This is a genomic window from Nonomuraea sp. NPDC026600, assembly GCF_040638335.1.
Classification (GTDB): domain Bacteria; phylum Actinomycetota; class Actinomycetes; order Streptosporangiales; family Streptosporangiaceae; genus Nonomuraea.
In genome coordinates, this window is the sequence record NZ_JBEZYD010000020.1 from 21,204 (window position 1) to 34,123 (window position 12,920).

13 protein-coding genes are annotated in these 12,920 nt (G+C 71.8%); 3 read left to right on the plus strand and 10 right to left on the minus strand.

What is annotated here, in order from left to right; genetic code table 11:
• Positions 1-4: 4 nt before the first annotated feature.
• Genes AB0F17_RS36710 through nuoB form a run of 3 tightly spaced genes read right to left on the minus strand, consistent with a single transcriptional unit; the run spans position 5 to position 3,365 of the window.
• Positions 5-931: an NADH-quinone oxidoreductase subunit H gene (locus AB0F17_RS36710; protein WP_358032781.1), complete on the minus strand. Its 927-nt coding sequence runs from the start codon at positions 929-931 to the stop codon at positions 5-7.
• A gap of 5 nt (positions 932-936) precedes the next feature.
• Positions 937-2,970, minus strand: coding sequence for a proton-conducting transporter membrane subunit (locus AB0F17_RS36715; RefSeq protein WP_358032378.1), 2,034 nt, complete (start codon positions 2,968-2,970; stop codon positions 937-939).
• Positions 2,967-3,365, minus strand: a complete 399-nt coding sequence (nuoB, locus tag AB0F17_RS36720; RefSeq protein ID WP_358032381.1) for an NADH-quinone oxidoreductase subunit NuoB — start codon at positions 3,363-3,365, stop codon at positions 2,967-2,969. The genes AB0F17_RS36715 and nuoB overlap by 4 nt, the downstream gene beginning before the upstream one ends.
• 320 nt (positions 3,366-3,685) lie before the next feature.
• Here nuoB and AB0F17_RS36725 point away from each other — a divergent pair, with 320 nt between their 5' ends.
• From AB0F17_RS36725 to AB0F17_RS36735, 3 genes are all read left to right on the plus strand, one after another.
• On the plus strand, positions 3,686-4,084 hold the full coding sequence (locus tag AB0F17_RS36725) for a hypothetical protein (RefSeq protein WP_358032383.1): 399 nt from the start codon (positions 3,686-3,688) through the stop codon (positions 4,082-4,084).
• A 44-nt stretch (positions 4,085-4,128) separates the two neighbouring features.
• Positions 4,129-4,488, plus strand: coding sequence for a nuclear transport factor 2 family protein (locus tag AB0F17_RS36730; protein ID WP_358032385.1), 360 nt, complete (start codon positions 4,129-4,131; stop codon positions 4,486-4,488).
• Positions 4,489-4,618: 130 nt separating this feature from the next.
• The gene (locus AB0F17_RS36735; protein ID WP_358032387.1) at positions 4,619-5,911 is read left to right on the plus strand and encodes an MFS transporter; all 1,293 of its coding nucleotides are present in this window, start codon (positions 4,619-4,621) and stop codon (positions 5,909-5,911) included.
• Positions 5,912-5,998: 87 nt separating this feature from the next.
• On the opposite strand, the gene AB0F17_RS36740 is transcribed toward AB0F17_RS36735, so the two are convergent.
• The 7 genes from AB0F17_RS36740 to rpmI all read right to left on the minus strand — a co-directional run bounded on the left by AB0F17_RS36740 (position 5,999) and on the right by rpmI (position 12,720).
• Positions 5,999-6,232 carry a hypothetical protein gene (locus tag AB0F17_RS36740; RefSeq protein ID WP_358032389.1) on the minus strand — a complete coding sequence of 78 codons (234 nt, stop codon included), beginning with the start codon at positions 6,230-6,232 and terminating at the stop codon, positions 5,999-6,001.
• A 90-nt stretch (positions 6,233-6,322) separates the two neighbouring features.
• Positions 6,323-8,878, minus strand: coding sequence for a phenylalanine--tRNA ligase subunit beta (locus AB0F17_RS36745; protein ID WP_358032391.1), 2,556 nt, complete (start codon positions 8,876-8,878; stop codon positions 6,323-6,325).
• Positions 8,878-9,918 (minus strand): phenylalanine--tRNA ligase subunit alpha, encoded by a 1,041-nt coding sequence (gene pheS, locus AB0F17_RS36750; RefSeq protein WP_358032784.1) that lies wholly within the window; start codon positions 9,916-9,918, stop codon positions 8,878-8,880. Before pheS ends, AB0F17_RS36745 begins: the two co-directional genes overlap by 1 nt.
• A 146-nt stretch (positions 9,919-10,064) precedes the next feature.
• Positions 10,065-11,153: an ATP-binding protein gene (locus AB0F17_RS36755; protein WP_358032394.1), complete on the minus strand. Its 1,089-nt coding sequence runs from the start codon at positions 11,151-11,153 to the stop codon at positions 10,065-10,067.
• 50 nt (positions 11,154-11,203) lie between these two features.
• On the minus strand, positions 11,204-12,007 hold the full coding sequence (locus tag AB0F17_RS36760) for an RNA methyltransferase (protein WP_219538507.1): 804 nt from the start codon (positions 12,005-12,007) through the stop codon (positions 11,204-11,206).
• 112 nt (positions 12,008-12,119) lie between these two features.
• Positions 12,120-12,503, minus strand: a complete 384-nt coding sequence (gene rplT / locus AB0F17_RS36765; RefSeq protein ID WP_358032397.1) for a 50S ribosomal protein L20 — start codon at positions 12,501-12,503, stop codon at positions 12,120-12,122.
• 22 nt (positions 12,504-12,525) lie between these two features.
• Positions 12,526-12,720 carry a 50S ribosomal protein L35 gene (gene rpmI / locus AB0F17_RS36770; protein WP_214638609.1) on the minus strand — a complete coding sequence of 65 codons (195 nt, stop codon included), beginning with the start codon at positions 12,718-12,720 and terminating at the stop codon, positions 12,526-12,528.
• Positions 12,721-12,920 lie beyond the last annotated feature (200 nt).

Sequence of the window (12,920 nt, forward strand, 5' to 3'; positions counted from 1 at the left end):
TCACTCACGCCAGGAAGAAGGAGGCGGCGACCGCCAGCAGGGCCATCAGGAACGAGCCGGCCAGCAGCTCGGGGATGCGGAACAGGCGCAGCTTGGCCATGAACACCTCGCCGGCCGCCAGCACGCCGCCCAGCAGCGCCACCTTCACGGCGAACGCCACCACGGCGACCAGCAGCGCGACCGGCCCGGCGCCCGCGGTGGCGATGCCGAACGGCGCGAACAGCCCGGCGAACAGCCCCAGCATGACCGTCAGCCGCATCGCCGAGGCCCACTCGATGAGCGCCAGGTCCGGGCCCGCGTACTCCAGGATCATCGCCTCGTGGATCATCGTCAGCTCCAGGTGGGTCGAGGGGTTGTCCACCGGGATCCGGCCAGACTCGGCGATGGTGACCACCGCGAGCGCGACGGCGGCGAGCAGGCTCACCGGGGAGATGAGCGACAGCGGGCTGCTCGCGGTGGCGGTGACGATCGCGCCGAGGTCGGTGGTGCCCACCCGGATCGACAGCGCGAACACCGCCAGCAGGATCGTCGGCTCGACCAGGGCGAGCACGGTCATCTCACGGCTGGCGCCCATCCCGCCGAACGCGGTGCCCGTGTCGAGCCCGCCCAGCGCCAGCGCCACCGAGCCGAGCGCGAGCAGCGCGGCGACCGCGAACAGGTCGGCGACGCCGTCGAGCGGCGAGTCGGCGGTGACCAGCGGCACCGCCGCCACGACCACCAGCGTGGTCCCGGCCAGCAGCGGCGGCGCGGCCCTGAACGGCCAGCCCGTGCCGTGCGGAGCGATGGCCTCCTTGCGCACCAGCTTGCGCAGGTCGCGCCACGGCTGGCGCACCCCGGCGCCCGCGCGGCCCTCCAGGCGGGCCCTGATCTGGCGCATCAGGCCGACGAGCAGCGGCGCTCCGGCGGCCACCACGAGCAGTTGCAGCACCATGGCGATCACGAGATCACCGCCAGCACGATCAGCACGCCGGTCAGCGCGTAGAAGCCGTAGGACAGGTAGCGGTGGACGCTGCCGTCGGCGAGCCGCCGCGCGCCCGTGCCGAGCCGGACCGCGGCGGCCAGCACCGGCTCGTACAGGCGCTGTTCGACCCGGTCTGGCACCCTGGCCCGGAACCGGACCCGCCGCACCAGGTACGCCGACTCCTTGGCGGCCGTCACGTCGATGGCGCTCTCCGGTTGCAGGGCGTCGACGAAGACCCGTTGCAGGGGTTCGGCGAAGGAGGTGGCGGTGTACTCCATGCGGGCCGACACCGGGCCCGCGCCGCAGTCCCACAGGCGGGCCGGCCGCCGTACGCGCCGGGTGGCCACCGCGCGGACCAGCGCCTGCACCGCCACCATGGCCGCCGCCAGCGCCAGCGCGATGAGGATCGGCGAGATCGAGCCGGTGATCGCGGTCAGCCGGAGCGTCACCTCGCCCGCGACCGGCCGGCCCGCGGGGATCACCTCCGTGACCGCCTCGGTGAGCGCGGGGAGCACCAGCGTGGGGTTGAGCGCGAGGAACAGGCAGGCCGCCGCGGCCAGTGCCATCCCGCAGATCGCCGCACGCGGGCTCTCCGCCGCCCGTTCGGCGCCCGGGCTGCGCGGGCGGGCCAGGAAGCCGACGCCGAACGCCTTCACGAACGTGGCCACGGCCAGCCCCGCCGTGAGCGCGATGGCGCCCACGGCCAGCGGCATCGTGACCGCGCCCGCCACGCCCGAGGCGGGCAGCGCGTGGATGAGGCTCTGCAGCAACAGCCATTCGCTGACGAAGCCGTTGCCGGGCGGCAGCGCCGACGCGCACAGGGCGCCGATGGCGAACAGCGCGGTGGTGCAGGGCATGCCGGTGCGCAGGCCGCCGAGCGCGTCCAGGTCCCTGGTGCCCGTCGCCCGCTGGACCGAGCCGGCCGCCTGGAACAGCAGCGTCTTGAAGGCGGCGTGGTTGACCACGTGCAGCAGGGCCGCGGTGAGGGCGAGGGCGGCCAGCGGGCCGGCGCCGTCGGCCGCGAAGAAGCCGGCCGCGCCGACGCCGATGAGCACCAGGCCCATGTTCTCGGTCGAGGAGTAGCCGAGCAGCCGTTTCAGGTCGGTGGCCATGGCCGCGTGGAGCACGCCGTACAGCGCCGAGAGGGCGCCGAGTGCCAGGACGATCCACCACCACCAGACGGGGCCGCCGCGCAGCAGGTCGAGCCCGACCCTGACGACGCCGTAGACGCCCATGTTGACCATGGCGCCGCTCATCAGCGGCGACACGTGGCCGGGGGCTGCGGGATAGGCCCTGGGCAGCCACACGTGCAACGGCACGATGCCGGCCTTGGCGGCGAACCCGGCCAGGGTGGTGAGGAAGATCACGTTCCTGGCGGCGGGCGACAGCTCGGCGGCGCGTAGCTGGTCGAAGCCGTCGCCCACGGCTCCGGCGGCCAGATAGCACAGGCCGCACAGGATCGTCACCAGGCCGAGGTGGGTCATGACGGCGTACCAGAGCGCGGCCTTCCTGACCGACGGCCTCTCGCGGTGCTCGGCCAGCACGAGCAGGAGCGAGGTCATCGCCATCAGCTCCCAGCCGAACAGGAACGCGCCCACCCCGTCGGCCGCGGGCACCAGCAGCAGAGCGGCCACGAACAGCGGCACGACCACCCGCGTGGCCCTGGCCGGGCCGGAGCCGATGCCGTGGATCGCCGCGCACACCGTCACCGCGCCCGTGACGGCGGTGAACAGGCCGCCGAGCGGGTCAAGCGCCAGCCGGACGCCGCCCAGGGGCAGCAGGTCGGGCAGCCAGGCCGACCAGCCGTGGCCGAGCATCGCCAGCACCCCCGCCACGGTCGCGACAGCCCCGGCCGCCGCGGTGATCAGCCCCGCCGCCACGGTGCTCACGCCCGCCGCCGGAGTCGCCACGGTGATCGCTCCCGACGCTGGAGTCGCCGCGCGTGTGGGCAGCAGGGCGACGAGGGCGGCGGCCAGGCAGAGGCCCAGGGCGCACGCGTAGAGAGTCATCGACCGGTCATCCCGCGCAGCGCCTCGATGATCGCCTCGGGTGGCGGCGGGCAGCCGGGGACCTCGATGTCGACCGGCACCACGTCGCCGACCGCGCCCACCACGCCGTACGCGCCCGCGAACACCCCGCAGTCACGCGCGCAGTCCCCCAGCGCGATCACCCGGCGCGGCTCCGGCACCGCCTCGTAGGTGCGGCGCAGCGCCATCTCCATGTTGCGCGTCACCGGCCCCGTGACCAGCAACGCGTCGGCGTGCCGCGGCGAGGCGACCAGCCGGGCGCCGTAGCGCTCCGCGTCGTACACCGGTCCGAACACCGAGGCGATCTCCACCTCGCACCCGTTGCACGAGCCCGCGTCGACGTGGCGGATCTGCACCGACCCCGCCAGTTCCGGCACGCCCGGACTTTTGGCACGTTCCACCGGTGGCTCGGCCATCCGCCCTGTCTTCATGATTTTTCGCCACAGACCCACTGCGACCCCCCATCGCTCCGACCTGGGGAAACACCACCCCTTGCCGGGCTGACCACTATGCCGCGCCCGTGGGCGACGTGAAGCGTCGATAGCCGAAGATCTTGCCGGGGATGCCGTTTTTCGTGCCCTCATCCCAGGTGGAGCGGGAGATAAGCACCCGCATTACCTCCGGCGTAATCGCGGCGCCCCCACCCCGGCTGACATGTTTCTCATGTCCGAACGAACTCCTGGAAGGGAGCGCCGAAATGGCCGTCCTCACCACGACCGACCACGCCAGGTTCCTGCGCCTGACGCTGGCTCTCGACGCCGTCGTCACCGGTGTCAACGGGCTCGTCTACCTCGCCGCCGCCGGCCCCGCGAGCGACCTGCTCGGCCCGGACGCGGGGCTGCTCAGGGAGATCGGCGCCTTCCTTCTCGTGTACGGCGCGGCGGTCGGCCTGCTGGCGAGCCGCCGCGTGATCAGCCCGGCGGCGACCAAGGCCGTGATCGCGCTCAACGCCGTCTGGATCTTGGGCAGTGTGCTCGCCGTGGTCACCGGGGCGGCGGAGTTCACCACGATCGGCGCGGTGTGGGCGATCGCCCAGGCCCTCGTGGTCGGCGTCTTCGCCGAGCTGCAGATCATGGGCCTCCGCCGGCTCCGCTAGCCCCCTGTTCTAAGTCGAAAAATCATCTGAAAGGTAGAAAAATCATGAGCAACGAGCTGGTCGACCGCTACATCGCCGCCTGGAACGAGAACGACACCGACGCCCGCGCCAAGGCCGTGGCCGCGCTGTGGACCGAGGACGCCACGTACACCGACCCGCTGGCCGAGGTGGCCGGTCACGCCGGGCTCGCCGCGCTGATCGAGGGCGCGCAGGGCATGTTCCCCGGCTTCGTGTTCAGCCCCGGCGAGGTCTACGACGCCCACCACGACATCGCCAGGTTCAGCTGGCACCTGGGCCCGGCGGGCGAGGAGCCGGTGGTGGTCGGCTTCGACGTGGTGCAGTTGGCCGCGGACGGCCGGATCGCCCGGGTCTTGGGCTTCCTGGACAAGGTGCCCGCCGCCTGAGCGCGCCGCGGCCCTGGACAGGACCCGCCGATGTCTCCCTGGGCCCCCGGAGTTCTCTCCGGGGGCCCAGCCGCGTGCCGGAAGAAAACCGATTGCCCATGTCGAGGGCTGCAGCGCAGAATCACACCTTGTGGCCGATCGACTGAAACGCCTGCTCCGCGGGCTGGTGCCCGATCTGGGCCCGCTGCGCGACTCGCGAGACTATCGGCTGCTCATGGCCTCGGGTGTCATCACGATGTTCGGCACGTTCATCACCATGGTGGCCGTGCCGTACCAGATGAAGGAGCTCACCGGCTCCTACGTGGCGGTCGGCCTGGTGAGCCTGGCCGAGTTCGTGCCGATGGTGGTGTGCGGGCTGTGGGGCGGCGCCATCGCCGACGCGCTCGACCGGCGCACGGTCATCCTGCTCAGCGAGCTGGGGCTGATGGTGACCTCGGGCCTGCTCATGGTCAACTCGCTCCTCCCCCACCCGCAGACCTGGGTCCTCTATGTGGTCGGCGCGCTGGCCATGGGCGTCGCGTGCCTGCAACGGCCCAGCCTGGAGGCGCTGATCCCGCAGGTGGTCAGGCACGACCAGCTCGGCGCGGCCGCGGTGCTGGCGAGCCTGCGCTGGAACCTCGGCGCGATCGTCGCCCCGGCTCTCGGCGGGCTGCTGGTGACGGCGTTCGGCACGGCCGTCGCCTACGGCATCGACACGGTGAGCTTCGTCCTGTCCCTGGTGCTGCTCTGGCGGATCCGGGCCGTGCCACCCGCCGAGGACGCCGCGCCCGCGTCGCTGAGCTCGCTGGTCGAGGGCGTGCGCTACGCGGCCGGGCGCAGCGATCTGATCGGCACCTACCTGGTCGACATCGCCGCGATGCTGTTCGCGATGTCGACGGCGCTGTTCCCGTTCCTGGCCGACCAGTTGGGCGCGCCTCAGGCACTCGGACTGCTCTATTCGGCGGGTGCGGTGGGCTCCCTGGTGGCCTCGCTCACCGGCGGCTGGACGGCGCGCGTACACCGGCAGGGCATGGGCGTGATCATCGCGGCGACGCTGTGGGGTGCCGCGATGGCACTGGCGGCGGCGATCCCGAACATCTGGGCGATCTTCTTCTGCCTGGCGCTGGCCGGGGCCGCCGACATGATCAGCGGCATCCTCCGCATGACGATGTGGAACCAGACGATCCCCAACGAGCTGCGGGGCAGGCTGGCCGGCATCGAGCTGCTGTCCTACGCCAGCGGTCCGATGCTCGGCAACGCGCGCGCCGGGCTGATGGCGCAGATGGGTGGCGCCCGGTTCTCTCTGGGAGCGGGCGGCGTGCTGTGCGTCGCGGCGGTGGCCGGGCTGGCGGCGGCGCTGCCGAAGTTCCGCCGGTACGACTCGCGCACCGACGAGCACGCACTGACCGAAAAGGCCCGCCGAGCCGCCCAGCTCCCCGCCTGACACCCATCCGGACCAGGCCGGGCCCACGGGCCCGGACCGGACGTCCCTCGGTGGGACAGGGCCCTGCCCACGTGGCGTCGGCGCGGGTCAGCCCGGCTCGCGCCAGCCGTCGTGGTCCTCCACGAGCGCGTCGACCTCCGGCAGGCCGTCCTCGTCGAGCCCTTCCAGGACGACCAGCCACTGCGCGTCCTCGGCGTCGTCCTCGCCGGCGAGCGTCTCCCGCACGACCTGGGGTGTCCCCAGCGCGGGGAACCGCTCGCCCAGCGCCTCCGCGACCTCCTCGGCGTCGTCGCGCTCGGCGAACACCAGCAGATGCCTCATCTCCGGCCTTTCACGCGTGAGGCCCGGTACGGCGGACCGTACCGGACCTCGGAACAGCGATCGGCCATCGGACGCGGCCGTAGCAGGTGGTCAGGCGCTGCGGAGCTGGGCGCCGACGCGGTCGGCGGCCATGGCCACGGCGGCGTCGCGAGCCGCCGTCGTCTCCTCCACCGTCAGCGTGCGGTCGGCCGCGCGGAAGCGCAGCGTGTACGCGAGCGACTTGTGGCCCTCCCCCACCTGCTCCCCCGCGTAGACGTCGAACAGCCGGATCGACTCCAGCAGCTCCCCGGCCCCGTCACGCAGCGCCGCCTCCACGTCGGCGACCGGCGTGAAGTCGGGCACGATCAGCGCCACGTCCTGGGTCGCGACCGGGTAGGAGGAGACGGCCGGCGCCTGGGCCGGGCCCGGCATCGCCGACTCCAGCCTGGACAGCTCCAGCTCCATCGCCGAGGAGCGCGGCGGCAGCCCGTAGGCCTCGGCGACGCGCGGGTGCAGCTCACCGGCGTGGCCGACGAGCGTGTCACCGACGTAGAGGGCGGCGCACCTGCCAGGGTGCCAGGGTTCGTGCTGGTCGGCGATGACCGACAGCTCGACTCCCGCCTCGGCCGCCACCAGCCGGGCCGCTTGTACGGCGTCGGCCCAGCATTCCTGGCGCCCGCGACCCCACCAGCCGGACCGCTCGAACTCGCCGGCCAGCACGACCGCGACCCGGTGCGGCTGGTCGGGCAGGGCCGCGGCGATCGAGGCCAGCTCGTCGCCGCTCGGCCTGTCCTCCACACGCAGCACCGGCGCGGCGCCCGGCGCTCCTTCGCGGGGCCGGAACACCAGCCCCGACTCGAACAGCGCCACGTCGGAGAAGCCGCGCCCGGCGTTGCGTACCAGGGTCTTGAGCAGCCCGGGCAGCAGCGTCGTGCGCATCAGCGGCTCGTCTTCGGCCAGCGGGTTGGCCAGCCGCAGGGCGCGGCGGCGCGCGTCGTCGGCGGGCAGTTGCAGCGCGTCGAAGTCGCCCTCGCTGATGAACGGGTAGGCGAGCACCTCGACGTAACCGGCGGCGGCCAGTGTCCTGCCGACTCGCCTGCGCAGCCGCTGTCCCTCGGTCAGCCCGGCTCCGGCCGGGGCCTTGGGCAGGATGGAGGGCAGGCGCTCGTAGCCTTCGAGCCGGATGACCTCTTCGGCCAGGTCGTTGGGGTCGGTGAGGTCGGGCCGCCAGGACGGCGGGGTTACCGTGATCACGTCGTCGCCGGTGACGGCCAGCTTGGCCGCCAGCTCGCCGCCGGTCACGACCCCGGTCGGGTCGACGCCGCCCGTGCGCACAGCCGGGTCGTCGCCGTCGGTCACGAGGCAGCCGACCTGCTCCAGCCGCCGTACGACGGTCTCCTTGGCGTAGGGCACACCGGCCACGTCGCCCGGATGGCTCGCCGGGATCGCGATGCGGGCCGGCGCGACGTCGACCTCGGCGTGCGTGAGGCCCGGTCGCACGGTGGCGCCGCCCAGCTCGGCCAGCAGCCGCACGGCCCGCCACGAGGCGACCAGCGGCAGCTCGCGGTCGACGCCGCGCTCGAACCGCTTGGACGCCTCGGACACGAGGTTGTGCCTGCGGGACTCGCGGGAGATGCCGGTCGCCGAGAAGTGCGCGGCCTCGATGACGATGTCCGTCGACTCGCCGGAGATCTCGGTCTCCAGCCCGCCCATCGTGCCCGCCATCGAGATCGGGCCCGACTGGTCGGTGATCAGGATGTCGTCGGGGTCGAGCTTGCGGGTGACGTGGTCGAGCGTTTCGAGCGTCTCGCCCTGACCGGCCCTGCGTACGACGATCTCGCCGGTGAGCTTGGCCCGGTCGAAGGCGTGGAGCGGCTGGCCGAGCTCCAGCATCAGATAGTTGGTGATGTCGACGGCCAGCGACACCGGCCGCATCCCGGCCCGCGTGAGGCGTACGCGCATCCAGAGCGGGCTCTGGGCGGCGGGGTCGAAGCCGGTGACCTCGCGCAGCACGAACCTGTCGCAGGCGTCCGCGTCGCCGATCGAGGCGGGCCACGCCTGCTCGTCGGCGGCGGGCAGCTCTACGTCGGCGGGGTCGTGGAACGGGACCTCGAACGCGGTCGCGGCCTCGCGGGCCACGCCCCTGATCGACAGCGCGTAGCCGATGTCGGGGGTGATCTCCAGCTCGATCACGTCGTCGCGGAGCCCGAGCAGCTCGACCACGTCGGCGCCGATCGCCGTGCCGGAGGGCAGGACCATGATGCCGCCGTGGTCGTCGCCGAGGCCGAGCTCGCGCTCGGAGCAGATCATGCCCTCGGACAGCCGCCCGTAGGTCTTGCGCGCGCCGACCTCGAAGCCGCCGGGCAGCACGCCGCCCGGCAGGACGACCGGCACGCGGTCTCCGACGGCGAAGTTGGTGGCGCCGCAGACGATCTCGCGCGGCATCGCCTCCCCCACCTCGACCTTGCAGTGCCTGATCGGCTTCTTGAAACCGGACAGCTCCTCGATCTCGAGCACCTCGCCGACCACGACGTTCTTCACGTCGTGACCGTGCGAGCTGATCGACTCGAGCTTGAGCCCTGCCGCGGTGAGCTTGTCGGCCACCTCTTGGGCGGTGACCGCCGGGAGATCGGCGTACTCCCGCAGCCAGGAGAGCGGGACCTTCATCAGATCTCCATTCCGAACGGAAGCGTGAAGCGCACGTCTCCCTCGACCATGTCGCGCATGTCCTCAGCGTTGTGGCGGAACATCAGCGTACGTTCGATGCCCATGCCGAAGGCGAAGCCCGAGTATGTCGACGGGTCGACGCCGCAGGCGATCAGCACGCGCGGGTTGACCATGCCGCAGCCGCCCCACTCGATCCAGCCCTCGGACTTGCAGGTGCGGCACGGCGGGTTGCCGGGGATCGCCGAGGCGCCGCGGCAGACGAAGCACTTGAGGTCCATCTCGGCCGACGGCTCGGTGAACGGGAAGTAGTTGGGCCGGAACCTGGTGGAGATGCCCTCGCCGAACATGACCTCGGCGAACCGGTCGAGCGTGCCCTTGAGGTGGGCCATCGTCAGCCCCTCGTCGATCGCCAGGCCCTCGACCTGGTGGAAGACGGGGGTGTGGGTGGCGTCGAGCTCGTCGGTGCGGAACACCTTGCCCGGTGAGATGACGTAGCACGGCGCGCCCCGCTGCAGCAGCGCGCGGACCTGCACCGGCGAGGTCTGGGTGCGCAGCACCATGCCCGACTCGGTGGACTCGACGAAGAAGGTGTCGTGGTCGGAGCGGGCCGGATGGTCCGTGGCGATGTTGAGCGCGTCGAAGTTGAACCACTCGCCTTCGAGCTCGGGGCCCTCGGCCACCTCGTAGCCCATCGCGACGAACGTGTCGGCGATGCGCTCCTGCATGGTGGTCAGCGGGTGGCGGGCGCCGAGCGGCTGCCGGTCCCACGGCAGGGTGACGTCGACGGCCTCCTCGACGAGGACCCGGGCGTCGCGCTCGGCCTCCAGCTCGGCCTGCCGGGCGGCGAGCGCCTCGTTGATCGCCTTGCGGGCGCCGCCGACGCGCTTGCCGGCCTCGGCACGGGCCTTGGGAGGCAGGGCACCGATCTCGCGGTTGGCCAGCGCGATGGGCGAGCGGTCACCGGCGTGGGCCAGCCGCGCCTGCTTGAGTGCGTCGAGGTCGCCGGCCGTCTTGATCGCCGCCAGGGCGTCGGCCTCCATGCGGGACAGCTCGTCGGCATGCAACGGTGTCACCTCGACGGGGTCGTAGTCAGACAAGAGTGAGCTCCGTATCCAGGGCTTGAGCTTGACAGAGTCTAGTGGGATCCGCCCACCGGGCCCGACTCGCGCCCGCCTGTCGCAGGGGGCTACACAGTGGCGAAGTCAGGGGTGCCGGTGGGCACGGTAAATCGGAACTCCGCCCCACCCTCGGGCGCGCGCTGCACGATGATCGTGCCGCCGTGCGCCTCGACCAGACCCTTCACGATGAACAGGCCGAGCCCGGTGCCGCCGCGCCGGCGGCTGTTGCCGCGCCAGAACTGCCGGAAGACGCGCGGAGCCAGCTCGGGCGCGATGCCCTCGCCCTCGTCGCGCACCGACACGGCAACTCCCCATCCGACGGACTCGATCTCTATGGTGACGGTGCCGCGTCCGTGGCGCACCGCGTTTTCCATCAGGTTACCGAGGATCTGGTCGATCTTGTCCTGGTCGAGCCACATCTCGGGAAGGTCGTCGTCGCCGACGAGGCGGAAGCGGTCCTCGGCCTCGCCCGCCGCGACACGACCGGCGATGATGCGCCGCACTCTGGCGGGCACGTCGACGACCTGGCGGTGCAGCTCCAGCCGGCCCGACTCGATGCGGGAGACGTCGAGCAGCTCCGTGATCAGCCTGGTCACCCGGTCGGCGTCGTTGTTGACGGTCTCGAGCATGACGCGCTTCTGCTCGTCGGTGAAGCGGGTCCACTTGGCCAGCAGGGTCGCGGTGAACCCCTTGACGCTGGTCAGCGGCGAGCGCAGCTCGTGGGCGACCGTGGACACCAGGTCGGCGCGGCTGCGCTCCAGCCGGGCGCGGGCGCCGCCGTCACGCAGGGTGATCGTCACCCGCTCGACGTCGCCGCACCGCTCGGGCTCGCGGGACAGCCGGGCCGCGACGTAGAGCTCCTGCCCGCCGGGCAGGTGCAGCGGCCGCTCCGGCACCCTGCTGCGGGTGCGCAGGCCGCCCTCCGGGTCGAGGGCCTTCCACCACTCGCGGCCGTCGTGGTCGCGGAAGGGGAACACCTCGTTCATGTCCTTGCCGACCGCGCGCTCGGCGGTGACGCCGGTGAGCCGCGCGGCGGCCCGGTTGACGGCCAGCACGCGGCCGAATCCGTCGGACACGATGAGGCCGTCTGGAAGATCGTCGATGGCTATCGTGCACGCGGAGGCAACCACTCGACCATCGGTGTCCACGCCGTGCACGAACTCGCCTCCTCCGCCTACAAGGCCGACAATAGCGGGTTTCCAGCCGCCTAGGACACTCGCTGAGCCCTGGCGGAGGAGTAAAGGCATACCGCGGCCGCGGTGGCCAGGTTGAGGCTTTCGGCCTGTCCGTAGATCGGCACTCTGACCACATCGTCGGCTTCGGCGAGAACCTCCTCGGGCAGGCCCCAGGCCTCGTTTCCGAAGATCCACGCGGTGGGGCCCGACAGGTCGACGTCGTCGAGCGTGTGCTTGCCCGCGCCATCGGCCGCCAGCACGCGCAGTCCGCGCTCTCTGAGTTGACGCACTGCGGCGGCCACCGGTGTACCGATGGTGACGGGCAGGTGGAACAGGCTGCCGGCGCTGGCGCGTACGCACTTGCCGTTGTACGGGTCGACCGAGGCGTCGGTGAAGATCACGGAGTCGGCGCCCGCGGCGTCGGCGGCGCGCATGACGGTGCCCGCGTTGCCGGGGTCGCGCACGTGCGCGAGGACCGCGACCAGGCGCGGCTCGCCGGACAGGGCGTCGTCGAGCGGCACGTGCACCAGCCGGCAGACGGCCAGCAGCCCCTGCGGCGTCACGGTCTGGGAGAGCTCCGACATGACCTCGCCGCTGGCCCGGTGGATCGGTATGCCCTTGAGCGTCGCGTCGGTGATCAGCTCGGGGTGGCGGAGCTCGGCTTCGGCGGTGGCGAACAGCTCCAGCGTCACCCCGTCGAGCTTGAGCGCCTCGCGCACGGCCTGCGGCCCCTCGGCCAGGAACTTGCGGTCCTGCTCCCGGTAGGCGCGCTTGGCGAGCCTCCTGGCGGCCTTCACGCGCGGCGACTTCACATTGGTCAGCTCGGATCCCGCCATGCTCTCCCCTGATGGTGTGTACGGCCGGGCGTACCGGCTGGGCACACAGCAAAGGGCCCACCGTCAGGTGGGCCCTCGGCTAGAGCCTCGCCGGGCTCGGTCCTCAATCGCCTCAGCTCACGGCCGGGGCGTTCACGTTCGCCGGCAGCGCCTTCTTGGCGGCCTCGACGAGCGTGGCGAAGGTCTGACTGTCGTTCACCGCGAGATCGGCGAGGATCTTGCGGTCGACCTCGATGTTGGCCAGTCGCAGACCCTGGATCAGGCGGTTGTACGTCATGCCGTTCTGACGGGCCGCGGCGTTGATCCGCTGGATCCACAGACGGCGGAAGGCACCCTTACGGTCCTTCCGGTCCCGATAGGCGTACGTCATCGAGTGGAGCATCTGCTCCTTGGCCTTGCGGTACAGACGTGACCGCTGGCCACGGTAACCGGAAGCCCTGTCGAGGACGACCTTGCGCTTCTTCTTGGCGTTGAGCGCCCGCTTCACGCGTGCCATGTTCTTCTCCCCGGGGGTCGCGCTACTTGGCGAGCAGCTTCTTGATCTTCTTGGAATCAGCGTCGGACAGGACGACTTCGTTCTTGAGACGGCGCGTCAACGTAGACGACTTCCACTCGTTGTAGTGCGCGCGATTGGCACGGCGACGCACGAGCTTGCCAGTGCCCGTCAGCCGGAACCGCTTCTTCGCACCGCTGTGCGTCTTCATCTTCGGCATTCGCCGTCTCTCCTCAATTCGTCCGTGCCGGTGGCCGGGCCGGTGCTGGCCGACCCGGTCGCGGCGTCTTCGTCTGGTGGGGTGGCTGTTCGGGGTGTGCTGTTAAGGCTAACCCGAACCGCGGGTCACGCTTCCTGTACGGAGGCTTCCTGCTCGGAAGACTCCTCCGCGGAAGGCTCCTCGCCGCCACGCTGGGCCTT

Coding starts and splice junctions, on each gene's coding strand:
- AB0F17_RS36710 (WP_358032781.1), bottom strand. CDS start 931: ATGGTGCTGCAACTGCTCGTGGTGGCCGCCGGAGCGCCGCTGCTCGTC.
- AB0F17_RS36715 (WP_358032378.1), bottom strand. CDS start 2,970: ATGACTCTCTACGCGTGCGCCCTGGGCCTCTGCCTGGCCGCCGCCCTC.
- AB0F17_RS36725 (WP_358032383.1), top strand. CDS start 3,686: ATGGCCGTCCTCACCACGACCGACCACGCCAGGTTCCTGCGCCTGACG.
- AB0F17_RS36730 (WP_358032385.1), top strand. CDS start 4,129: ATGAGCAACGAGCTGGTCGACCGCTACATCGCCGCCTGGAACGAGAAC.
- AB0F17_RS36740 (WP_358032389.1), bottom strand. CDS start 6,232: ATGAGGCATCTGCTGGTGTTCGCCGAGCGCGACGACGCCGAGGAGGTC.
- AB0F17_RS36745 (WP_358032391.1), bottom strand. CDS start 8,878: ATGAAGGTCCCGCTCTCCTGGCTGCGGGAGTACGCCGATCTCCCGGCG.
- pheS (WP_358032784.1), bottom strand. CDS start 9,918: ATGGAGGCCGACGCCCTGGCGGCGATCAAGACGGCCGGCGACCTCGAC.
- AB0F17_RS36760 (WP_219538507.1), bottom strand. CDS start 12,007: ATGGCGGGATCCGAGCTGACCAATGTGAAGTCGCCGCGCGTGAAGGCC.
- rplT (WP_358032397.1), bottom strand. CDS start 12,503: ATGGCACGCGTGAAGCGGGCGCTCAACGCCAAGAAGAAGCGCAAGGTC.
- rpmI (WP_214638609.1), bottom strand. CDS start 12,720: ATGCCGAAGATGAAGACGCACAGCGGTGCGAAGAAGCGGTTCCGGCTG.